Origin of the sequence: Nocardioides carbamazepini (assembly GCF_024614185.1) — a bacterium.
GTDB lineage: Bacteria > Actinomycetota > Actinomycetes > Propionibacteriales > Nocardioidaceae > Nocardioides > Nocardioides carbamazepini.
Genome location: NZ_JAHTLF010000020.1, coordinates 1 through 21,261, shown reverse-complemented (window position 1 = coordinate 21,261; position 21,261 = coordinate 1). Strand labels below are relative to the sequence as shown.

At 71.1% G+C, this 21,261-nt stretch carries 14 protein-coding genes; 13 read left to right on the top strand and 1 reads right to left on the bottom strand.

What is annotated here, in order from left to right; genetic code table 11:
- Positions 1-14 precede the first annotated feature (14 nt).
- From KVF89_RS23935 to KVF89_RS23875, 13 genes are all read left to right on the top strand, one after another.
- Positions 15-308 carry a hypothetical protein gene (locus tag KVF89_RS23935; RefSeq protein WP_257429245.1) on the top strand — a complete coding sequence of 98 codons (294 nt, stop codon included), beginning with the start codon at positions 15-17 and terminating at the stop codon, positions 306-308.
- Positions 308-1,174 (top strand): hypothetical protein, encoded by an 867-nt coding sequence (locus KVF89_RS23930; RefSeq protein ID WP_257429243.1) that lies wholly within the window; start codon positions 308-310, stop codon positions 1,172-1,174. Before KVF89_RS23935 ends, KVF89_RS23930 begins: the two co-directional genes overlap by 1 nt.
- On the top strand, positions 1,174-1,950 hold the full coding sequence (locus KVF89_RS23925) for a hypothetical protein (protein WP_257429241.1): 777 nt from the start codon (positions 1,174-1,176) through the stop codon (positions 1,948-1,950). Before KVF89_RS23930 ends, KVF89_RS23925 begins: the two co-directional genes overlap by 1 nt.
- Entirely contained in the window at positions 1,947-3,932 is a 1,986-nt protein-coding gene (locus KVF89_RS23920) for a type IV secretion system protein (protein WP_257429240.1), read from the top strand. The genes KVF89_RS23925 and KVF89_RS23920 overlap by 4 nt, the downstream gene beginning before the upstream one ends.
- Before the next feature lie 74 nt (positions 3,933-4,006).
- Positions 4,007-5,512, top strand: a complete 1,506-nt coding sequence (locus tag KVF89_RS23915) for an SCO6880 family protein (RefSeq protein WP_257429238.1) — start codon at positions 4,007-4,009, stop codon at positions 5,510-5,512.
- Positions 5,512-7,047 carry a putative type IV secretion/conjugal transfer ATPase gene (locus tag KVF89_RS23910; protein ID WP_257429236.1) on the top strand — a complete coding sequence of 512 codons (1,536 nt, stop codon included), beginning with the start codon at positions 5,512-5,514 and terminating at the stop codon, positions 7,045-7,047. The genes KVF89_RS23915 and KVF89_RS23910 overlap by 1 nt, the downstream gene beginning before the upstream one ends.
- Before the next feature lie 28 nt (positions 7,048-7,075).
- Positions 7,076-10,222, top strand: coding sequence for a VldE C-terminal domain-containing protein (locus KVF89_RS23905; RefSeq protein WP_257429234.1), 3,147 nt, complete (start codon positions 7,076-7,078; stop codon positions 10,220-10,222).
- Between the two features lie 77 nt (positions 10,223-10,299).
- On the top strand, positions 10,300-10,902 hold the full coding sequence (locus tag KVF89_RS23900) for a hypothetical protein (protein ID WP_257429233.1): 603 nt from the start codon (positions 10,300-10,302) through the stop codon (positions 10,900-10,902).
- Complete coding sequence (locus KVF89_RS23895; RefSeq protein WP_257429231.1) at positions 10,899-11,180, top strand: hypothetical protein; 282 nt, start codon at positions 10,899-10,901, stop codon at positions 11,178-11,180. Before KVF89_RS23900 ends, KVF89_RS23895 begins: the two co-directional genes overlap by 4 nt.
- On the top strand, positions 11,177-12,655 hold the full coding sequence (locus tag KVF89_RS23890) for a type IV secretory system conjugative DNA transfer family protein (protein ID WP_257429229.1): 1,479 nt from the start codon (positions 11,177-11,179) through the stop codon (positions 12,653-12,655). The genes KVF89_RS23895 and KVF89_RS23890 overlap by 4 nt, the downstream gene beginning before the upstream one ends.
- Complete coding sequence (locus KVF89_RS23885; RefSeq protein ID WP_257429227.1) at positions 12,652-13,353, top strand: hypothetical protein; 702 nt, start codon at positions 12,652-12,654, stop codon at positions 13,351-13,353. Before KVF89_RS23890 ends, KVF89_RS23885 begins: the two co-directional genes overlap by 4 nt.
- Positions 13,350-13,718: a hypothetical protein gene (locus tag KVF89_RS23880; RefSeq protein ID WP_257429225.1), complete on the top strand. Its 369-nt coding sequence runs from the start codon at positions 13,350-13,352 to the stop codon at positions 13,716-13,718. The genes KVF89_RS23885 and KVF89_RS23880 overlap by 4 nt, the downstream gene beginning before the upstream one ends.
- Before the next feature lie 142 nt (positions 13,719-13,860).
- On the top strand, positions 13,861-14,664 hold the full coding sequence (locus KVF89_RS23875) for a M48 family metalloprotease (protein ID WP_257429224.1): 804 nt from the start codon (positions 13,861-13,863) through the stop codon (positions 14,662-14,664).
- 466 nt (positions 14,665-15,130) lie between these two features.
- Here KVF89_RS23875 and mobF read toward each other — a convergent pair whose 3' ends face one another.
- On the bottom strand, positions 15,131-21,040 hold the full coding sequence (gene mobF / locus KVF89_RS23870) for a MobF family relaxase (RefSeq protein ID WP_257429223.1): 5,910 nt from the start codon (positions 21,038-21,040) through the stop codon (positions 15,131-15,133).
- Positions 21,041-21,261: the final 221 nt, after the last annotated feature.

Genomic DNA, 21,261 nt, shown 5'->3' with positions numbered 1-21,261 from the left:
AAGGAAGTCCACCCATGGACGTCATGACCGCTCTCCTCCCGATAGCCGCCCAGGTCTGCCCGAAGGCGCCGCCGGGTGCCGTCGGACCCACCAACGAGATCACCAGCTACGTGCTGTGGGGCGTCATCGTCCTGTTCGGCCTCGGCATCGTGATCGCCATCGGCGCGATCATCGCCGGCCGCGTGTTCTCCCTGCCGCACGCCTCCAAGGTCGGGGTGATCTCGGTGGTGGTCGTGTTCGCCTGCGCGATCGCCTACCTGGTCCTGCCCGGCATGCTCAACGGGATCCTCGGCAAGGGCTGCATCTGATGCGGCGCGCAGCCACGAAGAAGGCCGAAGGCGCCACGGAGTGGGGCCGGCGCCGCCTGCTCGGAATCCTGGTCGCCGCCGCCGTCGTGGCTGCGCTCCTGCTCGGTGGCCTCGGCTACGCGGTCTACCTGGCCGTCGCCGGGATCGGCGAGGAAGCCAGCGCCAACACCGACGTCGCCACAGGCGAGACCGATCGCTCGACGGTGGCCCAGGGTGCCGTGCACCGCGACCAGGTAGCGGCCGAGCCGATGCTGGCCGTTCCCGAGAACGCCGCCTTCCCGGCCGAGACCACCAGCGCCAAGGCGCCCGCCATCAAGATCCCGGCTGGCACCGGTGTGAACGGACCGGCGTTCGTGATGACCGGGTTCCCGCACACCCCCGAGGGCGCGATCGGGCAGCTCGCGCAGATCGACCTCGCGGTCCTTCAGTCGATGAGCCTGACGACGGCGGCGGAGGTCTACAACGCCTGGGCCCTGCCCGGCGGGGTCCGCGCCGAGGAGTGGTGGATCACCGCCAGCGTCCAGGCCTTCTTGACCAGCACCGGAATGGGCGAGGTCAAGGACCCCAGTTCCTCAGTCTCCCTTGAGCCGGCCGCCGCGCTCGTGAAGGGCACCGACGGGCCCGACTGGACCACCGTCTGCGTGCTGATGAAGGTCACCGCCTCCTACAAGCAGGAAGGCCAGATCGCCTTCGCTCACTGCGAGCGCATGCAGTGGGTCGGCGGCCGCTGGATGGTCGCCCCCGGCGCCCCGCCCGCACCCGCCCCCGCGACCTGGCCCGGCACGCAGCTGGCCCACGAGGCCGGCTGGCGCACCTGGTCGACCGACGACACCACTGACCCTGACCACATCGAAGGGGACCACTGATGAAGAACCTGACGACCGGCAACGACGACTCACGGGCCACCCTGGTGCGCATCGGCATCCTGGTGGCGATCGCCTGCATGGTGGCCACCGTCGTCTGGCTCGGTGCTCGCACCCGGGCCGACGACGACTCCGGCGGCCCCGACACCACCGGCGGGGACAACTCGAGCCAGACGGTCGAGAACGCATCGGTCGAGCAGGTCGCACCGGACACCGCACCGGCCGACGGCGTCGTGATCCCGACCGGCGACGACCAGGTCGACGGCTACCCGACAGGATTCCCGGCCACCGACCTGGGCGCCGTGGCGCTTCAGGTCGAGCTGGCCAAGGCACAGCTCGGGTTCGACTACGACCAGGCCGTCACCGTCGCCCGCCTCTACGCCAACCCCGAGGACAAGGCCGTCTTCGAGGAGCGCTCCCGCGCCGCAATCGCGCTGCGCCGCCAGCAGGCCGGCGTCGCGAAGGAGGGCGACGTGCCCGCCCCCGCGTCGTACGCCGTCACCCCGGTCGCCTACACCCTCGAGCAGCTCGACACCGGCTACTACGCGGTGAACCTGCTCAGCTACTTCACCCTCACCACCGCCGACGGCCAGGTCAAGGACAGCCTCTACGCCGGCACCCAGCTGATGCGGTGGCTGGACGGTGACTGGCGACTGGTCCAGGGCAGCGACGCGGACATCGAGCACCTGGTCTCGGAGGGCCAGCCGCAGGCGGTGTCGCCCGGCACCCCCGAGTTTGAGAAGGCCGGCTGGATCCGGATCAACGGAGCTCCCCAGTGAACACCGTCATCACCGCCGTGCGCCGGGCGAGCCGACTCGGCATCGCCGCCCTGGCGCTCCTGGTGCTCACCACGATCCTCGGAGCTGCCTCGACCCTCCAGCCTCCCGCCGCCGCGGCCAGCGAGCCAGCCGCCAGCACAGCGCACCTCGCTCCAGTTGCCCCGGTGGCGACCAGCGGCACTTTGCCGGCCCGCAACCTCAAGATGGGCTGCCCGGGGCCCGACGCCCTGTGCGACCTCGGCGGCGACGCCGTCGACTGCGCCAAAGACCCGATCGATTGCGGCAAGGACGCCGCCGGCGATGTGAAGGACGGTGCCAGCGACCTGCTCGACGGCGCGGGAGATCTGCTCCCCGACGGCTGCGGGATCCTCGACGCGATCTGCGGCAACATCGGCGGACTGCCCGGGCTTCCGGGCGTCCCTGGGCTGCCCGGGATCCCCGGTCTGCCGAACGTCGGTGACCTCTTCGGCGGCGGCATCCCCGGACTGGGCGACATCCCCAACCCGTTCGAGGCCATCGGCGACGTCATCGCCAAGGCCGCAGCCGACGCCTGGACCGCGGCCATGCTCGCGATCTGGAACTCCGGCCTGTTCGTGCTGCGCATCGTGCTCACGTTCAGCGAGCTGTTCTTGACTCCGGACCTGAGCGCCGACGGCCCGGGCAAGGACGTCTACGCCTTCACCCTGTGGCTGGCGCTGGCCCTGGTGGTCATCTTGGCGATGATCCAGCTCGGCGCCGCGGCCTTCAAGCGCGAGGGCAAGAGCCTCGCTCGGGCCTTCATCGGGTCCGGCCAGTTCGTCTTGGTGTGCGCCTGCTGGTTCGGGTACTGCGTCATGATCATCGCTGCCTGCGGGGCGCTGACCAAGGCGCTGATGAAGTCGCTACTCAAGGTGCAGACCTGGCCCGACTGGGACCCGCTCGGCGGACTCGGCATCGACGACATCACCGACGCCGGCGTGGCCACCGCTCTTGCCTTCCTCGGGATCTTCCTGTGGCTGGCCGCCATCGGGCACGTCCTGGTCTACCTGGCCCGCGCGGCGTCCCTGCTGGTGCTCACCGCCACCGGGCCGCTCGCGGCCGCCGGCCTGGTCTCGGAGTTCACCCGCTCCTGGTTTTGGAAGTCGCTGCGCTGGTTCCACGCCGCGGCGTTCACCCCGGTGCTGATGGTGATGGTGCTGGGCATCGGCGTGCAGTTCGCCAACGGAGTCGCCGCCCACCTGGCCGAGGACACCGCCAAGGCGTTCGGCACCGCGCTGCCGGCCGTGATGACGATCCTGATCAGCGTCGTCGCCCCGCTGTCCCTGTTCAAGCTCCTGGCCTTCGTCGACCCCGGCACCCCCAGCGGCGCGTCGTTCCGCCAGGGCATGGCCATCCAGGGCGGCCTCCAGGGCCTGCTCAGCGGCGGCGGCGCAGGTGGCGGCTCGTCGGCTGCGTCGACCACCGACGCCAACGGCCGCTCCTCAGGCGAGCAGAGCGCCGAAGCCTCGACCGGCGACCGGTTCAGCAAGTCGACCCAGGGCCCCCTGGGCAGCTTCGGCCCGGTCGGCCAGGCCCTGTCGACCGGCATGGGCTGGATCAACTCCGCCGGCGCGAAGGCGACCTCGCTGATGTCGGACGAGACCAACCAGGCCGGTGTCGGCCAGAGCACCTACGGCCCCGACTTCAGCGGCCTGGGTGGACGGCAGTCCGGTGGCCAGTCCGGCGGCCAGGGCGGCGGCCAGGGCGGCGGGACCCACCCCGGGTCGCAGAACGGCGACCAGAGCGACGAGGACTCGTCGATGCCGACCCCGCCCACGCCTCCTGCGCCGCCCACCCCGCCGACGCTGCCCACCGGCGGCGGACCCGGCGGCGGTTCAGGCGGCCAGGGCGGCGGAGGAGCTGACGCCGCTCCCAAGACCCCGGCCGCCGGCGGCGGGGGAGCAGCAGGAGGTGCCGGCGGCGCCGGCGCGGCAGCTGGCGGCATCCCACCGGTGGCGGTGTAACCGATGCGGCGACCGCCCCACCTCGAGCACCGATCGACACCCACCGACCTCACTGACCAGAAGGGAAGCCGACGATGACCACCTACGCCGACTACCAGCGCGACCGCATCGGCTGGTTTTTCGGCCTCTCCGGAGGCCAGCTGATGTTCCTGACGCTGGCCAGCCTGCCGGCGTTCTGGGCAATCAGCCGCGGAGCGTGGTTCTCCGCGTTTCTGTTCGCCCTGGTCTGGGTGTTCCTGCTGGCCATCACCGTGATCCCGGTGCGCGGCCGCTCGGCCACCGGCTGGGTGTTCGCCTCGACGATGTACGCCGTCGGCGGCCTGTTCGGCTGGACCTCGTTCCGCGCCAAGGCCACCCAAGGCCGCGGCGACGACCTCGACACCCCGGACCTGCCCGGGGTCCTCCAGGGCGTCCAGATCCACGACGGCCCGCCGCACGGCTCGCAGCTGCAGCGCGTAGCGATCATCGAGGACCACGCCATGAAGACCTGGGCGGTCACGGCCTCGATCGTGCACCCCGGCATCGGCATGAAGGACACCGAAGAGCGCGCCCGCTACGGCGAGGCCCTGGCCGGGCTGCTCGACGTCGCCGGTCGCACAGAGAAGCTCGACGAGATCCTCTTCATGGTGCGCACCGTCCCCGAGGACGGCGCCGAGCGCGACCTGTGGGTCAACCGCCACCGCCGCCCCAACGCCCCGGAGCTGTCGGAGGTCGTCAACAGCGACCTGGCCCACGGCCTCACCCAGGCATCGGTGCGCACCGAGCAGTTCGTGACGATCGTGATCCCGGAGACCCGGATCGCGAGGTCGGCCAAAGAGTCCGGGGGCGGCTTCGAGGGCCGCTGCCGCGAGCTCTACCTGCTCATGGCCGAGATCGAGGCCCAGCTGCGCGGCCCGATGGGGATGACGACGGTGCGCTGGCTCACCAGCCCCGAGCTCGCGCTGGCCTGCCGGACCGGATTCGCCCCCGGCGACCGCGCCGGCATCGTCGAGGCCCTCTCGCTGCGGGAGAAGGACCCAAGCGTCAACGCCGACGTCCCGTGGGCGATGGCCGGCCCCTCGGGTGCCGACGCCACGGTGCGGCACTACAGCCACGACGCCTGGAACTCGGTCAGCGCCACCATCAAGCTGCCGACCCGCGGCGTCGCGATGGGTGCCCTGGCACCGATCCTCACCCCCAGCGAGTTCGGTGAGCGGCGATCGTTCGTCGTCGCGTACCCGATCGTTTCCCAGACCAAGGCCGACCGGCAGTCCGGCAACGCCGAGTGGGCCGCCGACCTGGCCGAGGGGATGAACGAGAAGCTCGGCCGCAAGACCCGCGCCAAGCAGCGCGACGAAGCCCACAAGGCCCGCGGCCTGGACGCCAAGCTGGCCCGCGGCAACTCGCTGACCCGGCCCTACGGCGTGTGCACGGTCACCGTCCCCAAGTCGATGCGGATCACCGAGTTCGGCCGCCGCCTGGACGCCTCGGTCCGACGCGCCGGGTTCGCCCCGCTGCGCCTCGACCTCGCCCAGGACGTCGGGTTCGCCGCGTCCACCATCCCCCTCGGCACGAGCCTGACCCGGAGCGGAGACGCCTGATGACCACCACCCGCCGGAACCGCCGTGGCGGCCGCGACATGGCAGCCCTGCTCTCCGACTTCGGGCACGACCTGCCCACGATCCCCACGCTCGCCCCGGAGGCCAAGGAGCCCCGGCTCTTCCGCTACGCGCCGCGCCGCGGTGCCACCCGCCGCGGCCGAGGCTGGGCCGCCGCCACCGCCCCGGCGATGGCCTGGCGGATGACCAGCGACCAGGCCCCGGTGTTCTGGCCCTTCGTCTCCGCTCCCGCCCTGCCCCCGACGGGCGCCCAGATGGGCGTCGACCAGCTCTCCGGCGGCAGCTTCTACTGCGACCCGTTCGGTTGGGTGCTGCGCGACGACGTACCTGCGACCAACCCCAACATCTTCCAGTTCGCCAAGCCGGGAAGTGGCAAGTCCGGCACCACCAAGGCGTTCTGCACCCGGATGATGCCGTTCGGCTACCGCACCCTGGTCACTGGCGACGTCAAGGACGAGTACGAGTCGCTGTGCCGCGCGCTCGGTGTCGAACCCTTCGTCATCGCCCCCGGCTTCTGGGCCCGGGTCAACCCACTGTCCATGGGGCCGCTCGGCGACGGGTCGGAGAAGCTCTCGGCCGAGGAGGCGCAGCGCCGCGCCACGATCATCTTCAAGCGGTGGCTCGTCCTGGTCCGAGGCCTGGTCGGCAGCATGAAGATCGACGACGAGCGCCGGGTGCCGTTCGGCCCCGACGAGAGCGACGTCGTGCGCAACGCGCTGGCGATCCTCACCGGCTACGCCGCCGGCAACAGCGTCCTGCAGGAGACGACCATCCCGCGGCTGTGGGACCTGCTGCGCAACCCCACCGAGGAGCTCGTCCGGGCCTGCGAATACGCGAACACCCGCCAGTTCCTCGACCAGACCCGGCTGCTGCGCAACGCGCTCGGCGAGCTGGTCACCGGCACCCTCGCCGGCCTCTTCGACGACTTCACCAACATCGAGGTCGACTGGCGGGCCCCGATCCAGTCGTTCAGCCTCTCCCGGCTCGACGGCCTGGGCGATGAGGCCGTGGGCATCGCGCTGCTGTGCATGAACTCCTGGGGGCGTGGTCTGCGCGAGATCGCCGAGCCAGGCGACCTGCGCATCGTGGTGCGCGACGAGGTCTGGAAGCAGATGCGCCTCGGAACCGCCGCAGTGGCGAGCTTCGACGCCGACCTGCGGCTCTCACGCGGCATGGCCGGCAAGGGCGGCGACATCCAGTTCTGCAACCTCCACAAGCCCTCCGACCTGCTCTCGGTCGGCGACGCCGACTCCCAGGCCGCGATGATCGCCAAGGACCTCCTCGAGCTGGCCGACATCAAGATCCTCGGTGCCCAGAAGCCCCGTGTCGCCCGCGAGCTCGACTCCATGCTCGGGCTCGGCCCGATCGCCCAAGACCTCGTCTCCGGGTGGGCCATGCAGGACAAGGGCCGCGCCCTGTGGTGCATCGGCGACGCCACCTACAAGGTCCAGACGGTGCTCCACCCGCTGGAGAAGAAGCTCTACTACACCAACGAGGCCATCGAGTCCGCCGCCTGAGCGCGCGCGACCTCGGGACTGACCTGTCATGAAGAAGCTGCTGCTCGCGGGACTGCCCGTCCTGATCATCTTCATGGGACTGCCATTCCTCGTGACGCTGATGGTGGTGATGACGACCACCGCGGCCGCCGAGTGCCGCACCCAGAGCAGCCAAGGCACCGTACCTACCGAGCTCGGTGACCTCGGAGCCATCGACGGCCCGGTGGGCGGCCCGGTCAACGGCAAGATCACCATGGCGCAGGCCAACATCCCGCGCCGCTCCGGCCTCGACGGGTTCCGGGCCTCCATGCCCAAGGTCCTGTCCCAGAACCCCGAGTTCGTCACCCTCAACGAGGCCAGCGGCTGGAGCCTGGAACAGATCGAAGCCGCCACGCCGGGCTACTCAGCCTTCCGGGTGGCAGCCCCGGCCGGCACCGGCACCGGCGCCGAGCAGGCCATGGGCAACGTCGTGCTCTGGAAGAGCTCGACCTGGACGAAGGTCAACGGCGGCCGGGTCCAACTCGTCGACGACGACACGACCTTCTACGACGGGCGTCCGGTCACGTGGGACCGCTTCGCGACATGGGTGATGCTGCGCCGCGCCGACGGCTCCGTGGTCTCGGTGGTCTCCACCCACCACATGACCAACCCGCACCGTTGGCCGAAGCAGCACGGCAACCCGCCGCTGACCCGGCCCCAGCAGTACGGCGCCGGAATGGACATCCTGCTGCAGCTGCGCAACTCACTGACCGCCCACGGTCCGGTGCTGATCGGCGGCGACATGAACACCCAAGCCTCCTACACCGACATCCCCTGGACGGCGGCCGCGAAGATGAAGGCCGCCGGCTACGGATGGCACAACCACGGAGTCGACTTCATCTTCTTCCCGCACCACCAGGGCGCCCGCCTCGAGCAGGGCTGGGACGGCACGATGGTGTCGGACCACCACTGGCTCTCGGCTCGCATCGCGATGAACGGCGCCGGCCCGGAGAGCGCGCCCGAGACCACCACCACGACCGACGGGATCGTGCCCGCGGCGACCACCGCCCGGACGTCCGCCGAGCCGCCGACCGGCGACGTGCTCGCCCAGCTGATGCGCCTGCGGTTCGCGTCCAACTACCCGACCATGACCGCAGAGCAGGCCCGCAACGCGATCACCATCGCCCAGGTCGCCCGCGACCTCCAGGTGCCCCGCTACGGGCTGCAGATCGCGATCGCCGCCGCGATCCAGGAGTCCAAGCTGGTCAACCTCACCGGAGGTGACCGCGACTCCGGCGGCCTGTTCCAGCAGCGCCCCTCGGCCGGCTGGGGAAGCCGGGCCGAGATCACCAACCCCGTCCTCGCGGCCCGCGCGTTCTTCGGCCAGGCCCAGCACACCGGCAACCCCGGGCTCCTCGACATCCCCGGCTGGCAGAACATGCCGCTCACCCAGGCCGCGCAGGCAGTACAGCGCTCGGGCTACCCCGACGCCTACGCCCATTGGGAGGACGTCGCCGGCGACATCACCGATCTGCTCGGCGGCGACCTGCCGGACCTGCCCGACGACGGCTCCACCACGAACGTCGCCAACTGCCAGGGCGAGACCGTCAACCCCATCACCGTCGGCACCCTCAACCTGCTCGGCGCCGGCCACACCGACAAGCCGGGGGAGCGGCCCGGGTACGACACCTGGGACAAGCGCCTGCCCGGCGCCATGCGCACGATCGAGAACGCCGGCGTCACGATCACCGGCCTCCAGGAGGTGCATGGCCCGCAGGCCCAGGCGCTGGAGAACCAGTACGCGGCCAAGTGGGGGATGTACCCGGCCAGCGGGAAGGCACAGAACCGGGTGATCTGGGACCGCAACGAGTGGGAGCAGACCGACGGCCGCCTCGTCGACATCCCGTACTTCGGCGGCAAGGACGTCGGCATGCCCCTGGTGCAGCTGACCTCGACGACCACCGGGCAGGTGATCTGGGTCTGGAGCATCCACAACCCGGCCAACACTCAAGGAAACGCCGCCCGGCACCGCCAGGAGGCGCTGCGCCGCCAGCTGGCCACGATGACCGAGCTCGCAGGCACCGGCACCCCTGCGGTGATCCTGGGCGACTTCAACGACGGAAAGGACGGCAGCAACGCCTCGCACTGCGCACTGACCCCTGAGCTGAACAACGCCTTCGGCGGCTCTGCCGAGCCCTGCAAGAAGCCCAAGCAGGACGCGCCGATCGACCACGTCTACGGCGCGAACCTCACCTGGGCCAGCGCCGCGGTCGACACCAGCACCCAGGCCAGCAAGATCGCCGACCACCCGCTGGTGACCGCCACCACCGCCGGCAGCAGCGCCGGGTGCGCAGTCGACTCCGGCACCGCGGAGGCCAAGTACAACCTCGGCCCGGTCAAGCCGCAGCTGACCCAGCTGGTCAACATCCTCGGCCCCATGTTCGACATCAAGACCGTCGGCGGCTACCGCGAGAGCGCCACCGACCCCAACGGCCACCCGGCCGGGCTCGCGGCCGACTTCATGGTGCCGCTCACCGCGGCGGGCCGCGCGCAGGGCGACCGTCTCGCCGCCTACGCCAAGGCCAATGCCCAGAAGTTCGGCATCGACTACATCATCTGGTACCAGCGGATCTGGTCGGTCGCCCGCGCAGGCGAGGGCTGGCGGCCGATGGAGGACCGGGGGAGCGCTACCGAGAACCACCTCGACCATGTCCACATCAACGTCAAGCCCGGCGCCTCCGTCCAGCCGGTCGGCCTCGAGGGCGCCTCCTGCGACGAGGTCGTCTATCCGGTACCCGCGCAATACGTCGGAACCGACAACCACAACTGGCACGAGACCGGCGCGTACTGGTCCAAGTGGCACACCGGCACCGACTTCTCCGCACCCTGCGGAACCACCGTCTACGCCGCCCACGCCGGCACCATCGAGATCGACACCACCCAGCGTTCCTGGGCCGGGCCACAGCTGGTCAAGGTCACCACAGGCGCCGGGTCCCTGACAACGTGGTACGCCCACATGCAAACCGTCAGCGTCAGCCGCGGCCAGACCGTCGCCGCCGGCGAGCCGCTCGGCCAGGTCGGCAAGGAGGGCAACGTCTCCGGCTGCCACCTCCACTTCGAGGTCCACCTCAAGAACGGCTCCATCTACGGCCCCGACAACGTCGACCCCTCGACCTGGCTCGCAGAGAACGCATCACCCACGAGTAGCGCCGTGTGATCGCACCGGAGCCCTGACGGCACATAGGTGACCAGCAAGGCCCAACGACCCACGACCGCCTGGAGGTGGCCAGACCGATGCAGCGTGAGCGACGACGAGACCCCTACCCGTGGACCTGGGAGATCCCCGTAGCGGTGGCCTTGGCGACCCTGTTCGTCAGTGTCATCGGCATCCAGCTCGGCCGATCAGTCGCCAATCTGCTCGCCGGCGCCGGATGGACATGGCCCGACGCCAACGCCGGCGCGTTCCCCTCACCCATCGGCACCGCCTTCTGGACCAGCCTTCCCGGCGTCCTCGGCGGACACGCCGACGCCGGGCTGCCCAGCCCCACTCCCGACGGTCTGGCCGGTAGCGGCCTGGTCTGGGTCAGCCTCGCCCTGGTCGAGATCGCGCTGCTCACCGCGACCATCTGGCTCGGCGCGTGGGCCTACCAGCGCTGGGGCCCGGGCCGCATGCGCGGCATGGCGACCGCAGCCGAGGCCGAGAAGCTGCTCGGCGTCACCCGGCTCCGCAAGGTCGCCGGCATCGTCCGCCCGGACCTCTACGGCAAGCACGCCGCCGCGACACCAGCACCGGTCCAGCGCACCGCCGGCGACCTCACCGAACAACCCGGCCCGCATCTGGGCCACGGCCTCAGCCTGTGGCTCCTGCACCGCCGGCGAACGAAGGAAGACCGATGAGCAACGAGACCCCACTGCACGGCAACCCGACACTTCGCACTCGCGGCCGGCGCCTGGGCGGCAACAGCTGTCGCCGCCGCGGACACTGGCCGGTCCTCGTCGAGCGCCACTACGTGGCTGCCGGCCAGGTGGAACTCCTCTGCGAGGCGCGCGACCTGCTGTCCGACGCCTCTTTCCTGCTCCTCGGTCGCCGAGCAGAAGAACGCCGCGGAAGTGCGGTGATCTGCCGTCGATGCCTCGCCCTGTGCGGGGACACCGTCCCCGAGGTGGCGCGATGAAGCTGAGGTTCGACCCCTGGGACGTCGGCTGGCGCATCGGTGACGCCCACGAGCCGCGAGGCGGCGAGCTGTGGGTGCCGTGGGACCGCACCGCCGGCGTAATCGGTCCGCAGGGATCCGGCAAGACCCTCGACCTGCTCACCCCCGCGCTGCTCGGCGCACCGGGCGCTGCTCTGGTGACACTGACGAAGGTCGAGGACCTGCTGCTCAGCCTCACCGAACGCTCCCGCGACGACCGCCCTTGCGTGGTGCTCGACCCCTTCGGCCTGGCCGAGGGCGTCGTCGACGAGCTGATCTGGGACCCGATCGCCGGCTGCGTGGACCCCAAGGTGGCCGAGCGGCGCGCCAAGGCTTTCACCGCCGGCACCGTCAAGGGCGCGATCACCGGCGGCACCGGCGATGATGCGGCGCGGTTCTACGCCGCCGAGTCCGCGAAGGTGCTGCAGGGCTACTTCCACGCCGCGGCGCTGACCGGTAGGACGCTCGAGGACGTGCTGCAGTGGGTCGCCAACCCCAGCGCAGCCACCCAGCCGATGGAGATCCTGCGGCGGCACCCGCACGCCGAGCCGTTCTGGCACGGCCTGCTGCACGGTGCGCTGAACGGTGACGACCGCACCGCCGGCAACACCGTCACCACGGTCCAGCAGGCGGTGTCGCTGTTCTTCCAGGCCGACATCCGACGCCGCTGCATACCCAGCCCCGGACGTCCCGCCACCGACCTGGCCGACGTGATCCGTCGACGCGGCACCATCTACCTCCTGGGCCGTGAAGACCCCTACGCCTCGGCCAGCCCGCTGATGACCGCCGTGGCCGAGCACGTCTTGGACACCGGCCTGCTGCTGGCCAACAGCTCGCCGTGGGGCGGCCGGCTGTGCCCGCCCCTGGTCTCGGTGCTCGACGAGCTGCCCTCGACCGCCCCGTTGCCGACCCTGCGCACCCGGATGGCCAACGAGCGCGCCCTGGGGCTGTCGTTCATTTGGGCCGCTCAGACTCGGCCCCAGCTGACCAGCATCTTCGGCGAGCACGAGGCCCGGGCACTGCTCGGCCTCACCAACGCCCTGGTGATGTTCGGCGGCTCCAAGGACGTCGCCTTCAACCAGGAGATCTCCGACCTCCTCGGAACGGTCCGCATCGGCCGGGTCACCCATTCCTCGGGCGGAGCCAGCGGCGGTGGGCGCAGCTTCTCCGGCGACGACATCCCGATCATGCGGCCCGAGGAAGTCCGGCAGCTGCCCGAACGCCAGGCCCTGGTGGTCGCCGAGAACGGCAAGCCGATCATCGCCAAGCTGCACCGCTGCGTCGAAGGCAAGGCCGGCGAACGACTGCTGGCCGACCAGCGGGCGCTGCGCGAGCGCCTCACCAACGACCGGCGCATGGTCATCACCCCCGAAGCTCGTGCCACCGCCGCGCTCGTCGAGGCACGCCGTCTCGGCTTCGTCGACGACGAGACCGACCACGCAAGGAGTGAACTGTGACCACCGAGCAGCAGACCGGCCGGGCGGCACCCGCGCTGATGGTCTTCCCGTTCCCTGTCCCCGGGAATCATGTCCGGCTCGCCTACCGCGAGCTCCACATCGCCATCAACGGCACCGAGGAGGAGAAGAAGGCCCTCGGCAACCACGCGCTGTTGTCGCGGCCCTGGGAGCCGGCGACCTGCCTGGACCCCGAGCTGCGTCACGACCTGTGGGAGTGGCTCGAGGACGTCGTGATCTGGCTCAACCGCGAGTACACCTGGGACGTCTCCGGGCTCATCCCCAGCTGCTGGCCTCTGCACCCGCACCTGGTCCACGAGATCGCCGTCCTGGCCGACCAGCGCCGGCGGGCCGGCCTGGCGATGACCAGCGACGCGCTCGAGGAGTGGCACCGCTACTGCCTGCCGGCGTTCACGGACCGGATGCGCAACAGGCTGCGCACCCACTGCGACGACGAGCACAAGAGCTGGCCGGCCAAGCCGCGCCACAGTGAGCACCTGGCCGACGCCAGCCGCCAGCGCCGCGAGAACACGTTCGCCCACGACATCGACGCTCTGCCCGTCAACCGGCGGGCACACGAAAAGTCGCCGGACGGTCCACCGCGGCTCGGCCTCGTCGACCTCGACACCGGCGAGATCCACGACGACGAGACGGGCGGCGCTCAGCCGCGCACCCGCACCGAGAAGGGACCGAGGGAATGACAGAGACAACGATGCAGATGAAGGAGCGCTCCGAGGCCATCCGCCGAGCCCAGCGCGCCCTCAAGGCTCTCGGCGAGCACCCGCGCTCGAGCAAGAAGGAGCTCGGCCACGCGCGCGAACACGTCAACGCCTGTTACTCCCACGGCTCGGGTGAGGACGTGTGGAACGCCGTTGCACAGGTCGAGGCCATGGCCGATCGCCGCTACGGCGTACCGAGCACAGAGAAGCAGCGTCAGATGGTCGGGGCGACCGAGGACCTCGAGGAGCCTGCGACAGCCGCCCGCGGCCGAGCGGCCGAGGACCGCGCAATCCCGTCGACGTCGGCGACCCCAGACGTGGAGCTCGCGCCCACTGCATCGCCATGAAGTGGGCACGACGGGCTCAAGACGGCGTCAGTACGCCGCTGAGAGAACGGAAACCCCTGCCAGCGGGTAGTCACACACCGCTTCGTTGTGGGAGAGCCATTCTGAGCGTTCTCGCCTCGTCGACCACCCAGGCGTAGAACTGATGCCGGATCAGCTGACCTCAGCGCTCCTCATCGTGGTGGCTATCGCCTACCTCGGCGGAGCCGTTCTGTTGATCGTGGCGCTTGCCAAGGTCCTTCTCGCCTGGTCGGTCAGCTGGCGCACCAGCGGGCAAACCAGCCCGGTCGAAGTCATGCTGCAGCAGCGGGCCGCCGCGGCGATGGCCGCGGGCGCCGCAGTCGCGAACGTCCCGCCTCCGGCAACCGACGTCGTTGCGATCGTGGGCGCCCCGGTCGCCGGGGAAGCCGATGCGACCGCGGGCGATGGTGGTCTCGCGGTGACCCGCTTCCGGGCTGGTCGTCCCCCCACCGTGGTGTTCGCGCGGGCCGCGCTCACCGGCCTCAGCGTCGGCGCGGTGCAGAGCCTGGCCGCCCACGAGCTCGGCCACGTCATCCGCCGCGAGCGCAGTTCGGCGGCGGCGCGGTACTCGTGGCTGGTCGGTTACCTACTCCTCGTGTTGGCAGGCGCTGGTCTCACTGCAGCTGCTCTTGTGGCCTCGCCCCAGCTGGCCGGCCCCTCGTTGCTGGCCACGATGAGTGCGGCCGTGGCGTTTCTCGGTCTCCGCTACACCGTCGACCGGCGCGAGGAGGCTGCCGCCGATCTCTTCGCCATCGACCTGACTCGCGACCTGGACGCGGCCGCGGAGTTGATGCGGTTCTACGAGAAAAGCCTGGCGTGGCCGACGCCCGACGGCGGCCCCGCGTGGTCGCGGCTGGAGCGGCGGTGGTTCGCAACCCACCCCGAGCCGCAGGCGCGGCTCGCAGCCATGCGCCGTCGAGCTGGGTGACTTCTCGAACGCGGCGGCGAAACACCTCTGGTAGCAGCCGGGCCGACCTCGTTGGCCCGTTCAGCGGCTGGCAGCCGACGTAGTCCATCCGGTCGGCTGCGGCCTGGGTAGACCCTGGCTTCTTCGCTGCGTGAGGATGACGATCGTGACTCCAACCGATCTGGGACCAGTTTGGCGGCAGCACAATTGCTCACGTAAGCACAGGACCTTTCTGACGATGGCGAAGTGCATCTGGAACGACGCTCCGTGGGTCTCCGGCGAAGGAGCTATCGCGTTGGTGGCGTGCAGATCTTCTGGGCCTGTCAGGTACCGGCACGGAGCCGTGTCCCTGCACCAGACGGCTGATAGTGCGTTGGAGGCCAAGACGTTGATCGACGAGACCGGCTGCGGAGGCCGCTGTCACCGCGACCACAGGATCGTGCAGCTGGTCTTACCGTGACGCCAGCCTGCGGGCTTCCGGAGCGGGTCAGCGGCGTGGGGTACCGCGGCGGGGCGGCCGCGGACGGTTCACGTCCTGCCGATCTCGTGCCACGCCCGGCGACTGGGTCGGCGCCGGGGTGCCTTCGCCGGTGTCGATCGGGATCTCGAGGCGGGACACGATCCGGTAGCGCAGGTCACGGGCAGGGCTGTCGCCCAGGGGCTTCTCAGCGACCAGGCCGCGCGTGGCGGCGCCGACGTCGTGACCCTGCTCGTGGGCCTGCTGCAGCATCGCGGCGGTGGCCGGCCAGTCGCCCTGCTCGAGCAGCCGCGGGTCGAGGTCGCGAGCCAAGGTGGCCCACCGCTCGGCGGGGGTCTTCTCGGCCGCGGTCGAGAGCCGTGCGCGAACCTCGCTGCTCTTGTGGAGTTCGGCCAGTGCCGCCTTCCGCGGGTCGGCATCCCAGGTCTTGATCGCGTCGCGCAGGTCGCGTCGTGCCTGCAACTGGGAGAGCTGCAGCCGGGCCCGGACCTGGTTGATGCCCGGCTCCCAGGCGCGGCTGGGACGTGCCGAGATGACCCGCATGGCGGCCAGATGTGCCTGCTCCGGGGCGAGGTTGTCCAGCCGCTCGGTGAGCAATTGGTCACCGAGCGAGCGGAAGGCGGGCTGGCCGCTGGCCACCGCGGCAGTGAGCGCGGCGGGCCCGCGCTGGGCGAGCAGGTCGGCGGGGTCGAGGCCGTCGGGGAACCGCGCGAAGCCGGGGTCGAGGCCGTGCGGGGTGAGCATCCAGAAGTCCCGCTCGGCCGCGACCTGGCCAGCGAGGTCGGCGTCGGTGGCCACGATCGGGTCGCGGCCGACGGCAGCCAGCTGGGCGGCCTGCTCATCGGTCAGCGACGTGCCGAGCGGCGCTACGCCGAGGTAGAGGCCGGCGCTGGCTAGCGTGACCGCTATGGCGTCCGTCGGGCCCTCGACGATCACTGGGACCGCACCCTCGGCGAGCAGTTCGTCGACGACACCGAATAGCTGGGCGCCCTTGTGGAACAGCGGGGTGTCGGCTGTGTTGAGGTACTTCGGGCCGTCCTTGTCGGCGTCGGTGAGGCCGGGCCGGCGGCGGCCGACGAAGCCGAGCACTTCGCCCTGGTGGATCACCGGGAACATCACCCGGTCGCGGAACCGGTCGATCAGGCGACCGGTGCTGGCCTCGGTGGCGACGCCGGTGGCCATCATCTCGGCGTCGCTGACACCGTGGCCGCGCAGGTGGTCGACCAGGTTGGTCCACCCGGCTGGCGCCTGACCGGGACGGAACCGCTCGTCGCCGGCGGGGTCGATGCCGAACCGTCCGGTGAGGTAGTCGCGGCCCCACGAGTCGGTGAACCGGGCCTCGAAGAAGGCCTGTGCCATGTCGTTGATCTCGAGCATGCGCTCACGCGAGACGGGGGAGGACTGCCACTCCTCGGCCCGCTGGTACATGAGCCGGAGGTCGGCGTCGGTGGGCTCCAGTCGGCTGCCGCCGAGGTCGCGGATGTAGGCGGCCAGCGTGAGGTCGGGTTCGACGAACTGGTCCTCGTCGACGTCGACCATGTCGCCGGCGACGGCGTCGACCACGTGCTCGTCGGCCGCGGGCTCGTCGTTCGGGCCGGGGTCCTCGGCGAGCGGCCAGTCGGCCCAGTCGGGGTCGGTGGCGTGGTCGACGAGCGTCGCCGGGTCGGGCTCGATTCCGTCCCACAGGTCTGCGGGCGGCTCGTCGAAGTGGTACTCGTGCGCGTGCTCGTCGGGGGCGGTCTCCAGCGCGATCGAGGTCCGCCAGACCAGCGCCTGGCACTCGTCGACGCCCTCCCAGCCGTCGCTCGGCATCGCCCGCCCGGCACCCAGCAGAGCCTCGACCTGCCAGCCGCGCTGCACGCCGTGGTCCACGTTCGCGACGAGCGCGGGCCACCAGGTGCTCGCCTGGATGCTCGCGGCGCGCTCGGGACCGAGCAGATCCGCGAGCCGCGGAGTCCACTCGGTGGTGACGCTCTCACCGTGGGAACCGTCGCCGATCTGGGAGGCAACGGCCGGGGTGAGCTGACGGGCCATGCGCCACCACACGGCCGCCGCGGCGTGCTCATCGGGCAGCGGCCCGGCCGGGTGATCGGCCGCAGTGGCGGTGCGCAGCAGCTCGTGGGCGGTGACGCCCGCGCGGGACATCGCGGCCAGCCGCTCGGCGAGCAGCGGGGTGAACTCGTCGTCGCGGACCTGCGGGGCCAGCGAGTAGAGCAGCTGGCGCCATTCCTTGAGCGCCGGCGTGTGGTCGCCGGTGACGGCGCGGTTGAGCCGTCGCTGCCAGGTCGCGGAGGCCTTCTGCAGCTGCGGTGCACCGGTCGGTCGCCGGTCGTCGACCGGGACCTGCATGGCGGCCCGCCAGACCTCGACGTTGGCGACCGTGGCGGCCTCGGGCCGGAGGCCGTTCTGTGCCCACGCCGGCAGTGCTGCCTGGTCGGTCGCCCGCGTTCGGACCTGGTCGGCGAGCTGCTCGACCAGGTGAGCGCGCTGGGAAAGGTAGGCGCCCCAGTGCGGGTCCTCAACCAGGCGGGCCGGGACCGCGGGCATCCACGGCAGCGGCCCTGCGCCGGCGTTGCGCAGGCCGGAGGCGTCCAGGCGCCAGTCGAGGACCGCGGCGCGGTCGTGCGCGGTCTCTAGCTCCCGGTCGCCGGCGGCCGCCCGGAGCGCGTCGACGGGGTTCTCGCCGGCCGCGCCGAGCAGCAGCAGATGGGCACGCAAGGTTGGCCAGGCGGCCTCCTCCGAGAGCCCGGGGACGAGCGTTTCGACCGCGTTGTCCAGGGCGCTGACCACGTTGATCGGGGCGCCGTTGGCGTCCTGGCCGACGTGGTCATGGCCCAGGAGGTCCTCCGCGGCGACGTAGAGGCTGTCGAGGTAGCGCTGTGCGGCCTCGCCGAGCCGGGTGGCCGGATCGGCCTGCTCGCGCAGCAGGCTGGTCGCGGACCGCTGCGTGTTGTCGCGCGCCAGCATCGACTCGAGGATGTCGGTGGGCGTGAGCGGCCGGACCAGCGTCGGGTGGATCACCGAGTGCGGGTCGCCGTCGCCGACGACCTCGAGGTAGACGTGGTTCGCGTGCGCGCCGCGGGTCATCATCGTGTAGAGCTGCTGGCGCGACTCGCTGCCGGTGGCCAGGCCGTGCATCGTGTCGGCGGTGACGCCCTGGGCGGTGTGCACGGTGCACGCGTAGCCGAGCTCGGTGGATCGGGCGACGTAGTCAGCGGGCAGCCGCACGGTGCGGCCGTGCTGGGTGTGCTGGACGGTCAGGTCGCCGCCGTCGTGGATCTCCAGGACGGTCCAGCGGTCGCCGTTCTTCACCCAGTCGGTGGCCGAGGTACGCAGCCGGCGGTCGTTCTCGCGGGTGATGATCAGCTCGCCGATCGAGGCCTCGTTGCCGTCGGCGAGCCGCCGCACCGGGCCACTGCTGGCGACGTCGGCCGGGTCGATTCCGTCGAGCCGGTGGGCGCGGGCCTGCTGGTTCAGCTCGCTGACCAGGTCGCGGTTAGGGGCGAGCATGATCGAGTCCAGGCCGGCGGCACGGTCGGCCTGCCAGGTGGCGAAGACGTCCTCGGTCATGGTGGCCAGGTCGCCGACGTGGACGCGGTCGCGGTCGAGGTAGAAGCCGAGCGACTCGGGCTTGCCCTCGCGCAGGGCCAGCGAGGCGGCGCCCTCGGCGGGGTCCTTGAACCGGACGAGCTCGGTCAGCTGGAGCGCGCCGTGGGTGGCGCGGATGTCGCGCAGCACGCCGCCGGCGCCGATCGCGGAGAGCTGCTGGTCGTCGCCGATCAGGCGGACGCTGCCGCCGCGCTCGAGGATGTAGGAGACCGCGGCGTCCAGGGAGAGGGTGTCGGCCATGCCCGCCTCGTCGATCACGACGAGCGTCGAGGAGTCGATGCCGGCGACCCAGTCCGGCATCGCGGCGCCGGTCTGCCGGGCCTGCTCGAGGGAGTGCGTGAGCTTGGCCAGGGTGTCGGTCTGGGTGTCGATTTGGGAGCGCAGGGCGTCCGCGGCCGCCGCCGAGGGAGCGAGGCCGATGATGGTGCCGCCGCCGTCGCTCCAGGCGCTGGCCAGGGCTCGCATCGCGGTGGTCTTGCCGGATCCGGCGGGCGCGATCGCCAGCTGTAGCCGGGCGCCGGAGGTGGCCATCTCGCGGACCAGCGTGGCCTGTCCGGCGTTGAGGGTGATGCCGTTGGCGGTCGACTCGAGCAGCGCCAGGTCGACCGAGTCGGTCGTGACGGCGTACCCGTCGTGGCGGCCGGCGACCTCGACCAGGCGCTGCTCGGCGGCGAGTACCTTGCCCGAGGTGAACAGCTCGGCGCCGCTCTGGGTGTAGACCGAGGCCCCGTCCGCGCGCCGCAGCTCGGACGGTTCGCTGATGGTGTCCCACGGGCGGGCCATGCTCACCGAGCGGCCGTCGAGGACCTCGCTGACGAGCAGGTCGACGACCTGGGTGATCTGGTTGGTGGGCACGTTGGCGCCTCGGACCTGCCTCTGGGCTTCGGCGTAGACGTGCCAGTACTGCCACGTGCTCCGGCTGCCTTCCATCGTGGCCACGATCCGGTCGGTGGTCTTGGCGAACCAGGCCGAGTCGGCCAGGGAGCGGGCCGCGCCCTTCGGGTTGAGGGCGCCGTGGACCATCTGCTTGACCCGCTGTGGGGTGCCCAGCACCTCGACCGCCTCGCGGTTCCAGGTCTCGCGCTGCTCGGCCAGCGAGCGGGGCTCGTGCTTGGCCTCGCGGGTCTCCAGCGTCGCCTGCTGGGACAGCTGGATGGTCTCTATGGGCGTCGGCGGGCGGCCGTGGGTGGCCTGGAACGCCGCGGCGAGGACCTTGCGGCGGTCCTCGACGTTGATCCGGCGCTTGGAGAAGCGGCGGTTCAGCTCGGGGTCGACGCCGACGATCTCGCGCACCGGCCGCTTGCGGGCGTCCTCGTTCGGGCGCTCCTCGAACCGCACGCCGAGGGCGTCGACCAGGTGCCGCTCGAGCGCGGTGTTGTAGGTCTCCGAGGCCGAGACGACCGCCTTGTGCAGCGGCCGGCCGTCGATGGCCAGCCACTTGCCGTCGAGGGTCTGGACTTTGTTGGCGACGGCGACGTGCGTATGCAAGTCAGGGTCTCCGGCGCGGGAGTCGCGGTGGGTGAACGCCGTGGCGACCAGGCCGCGGACGTCGACCTGGCGGACGCCGTTGGTGCCCCGGCGGGTGAACAGTGCCTTGGACTCGATGAAGCCCAGCGCGTCCTTGATCGCCGCCTGGTGGGCTCGCTCGATCACCGCGGCGGTCTTCGGGTCGGAGATCGCCCACAGCACCGAGACGCTCTTGACCGGGGAGAAGGTCAGGTCGTAGCCGGCGACGGCATTGGTCTTGGACCGGGAGTGCTTGGCGATCGTGGCCGCCAGCTCGCGGGCGTCGAGGGGCTCGCGGCCGTGCTCGGCGCGGAAGAACTCACGGCCCACCTCGGTGCGGATTCTGGCGCGCTCTGCGGCGGGGACGGGGTAGTCGCCGGGGTGACCAGCGGCCTCATTCCATTCACTGAATCGCTTGGCGACCTCGATCCGGAACGGGCTGATGTCATTGTCGTAGACCTTGTACGGGGTGCCGAGCCGGACCGCGGTCTTGTAGTCCGAATCGGTCGGCCGCTCGGCCTCGTCGCGGCCGATCCGTAGGTCCAGCTCCTTGGTTCGCTGGGTGGCCAGCGGGTGGTGCCCGGAGCCGAACAGGCTCTGCATGTGGTCGGCGGTGACGAGGTCGCCGGCATCGAGTCCCTCGATGCCCTGCAGGCCCGAGCCGACCCACACGCCGGGGGTCTCGCCCTTCTCGGTGTAGTAGCTCGCCAGCCCGGTGTGGCCCTTGTCGGTGGCGTCCATCGCTGCGACCTGGCGGGTCAGGTAGTCGTACCCCGACCCCGCCGTCAGCTTGTGGAGGCTCATCGTCACGGTCACCTACGTGCGCACGCGCGCGTCAGGCGATCACTTCCGGCCGGATTTCTGCTCTGTTCTTTCTATTCGGCGAACCGAGAATGCAAGAGGTGTATTTGACTTCGACCTTCGGTCGAACGTGGCGGGCGATGAGAATCGGCGGTGACGCTCGGCGACGTCGGCACACACTGGTGCGGGTGAGCCCGTAGAGGTGTATGGCGTGGGGCTCTCGG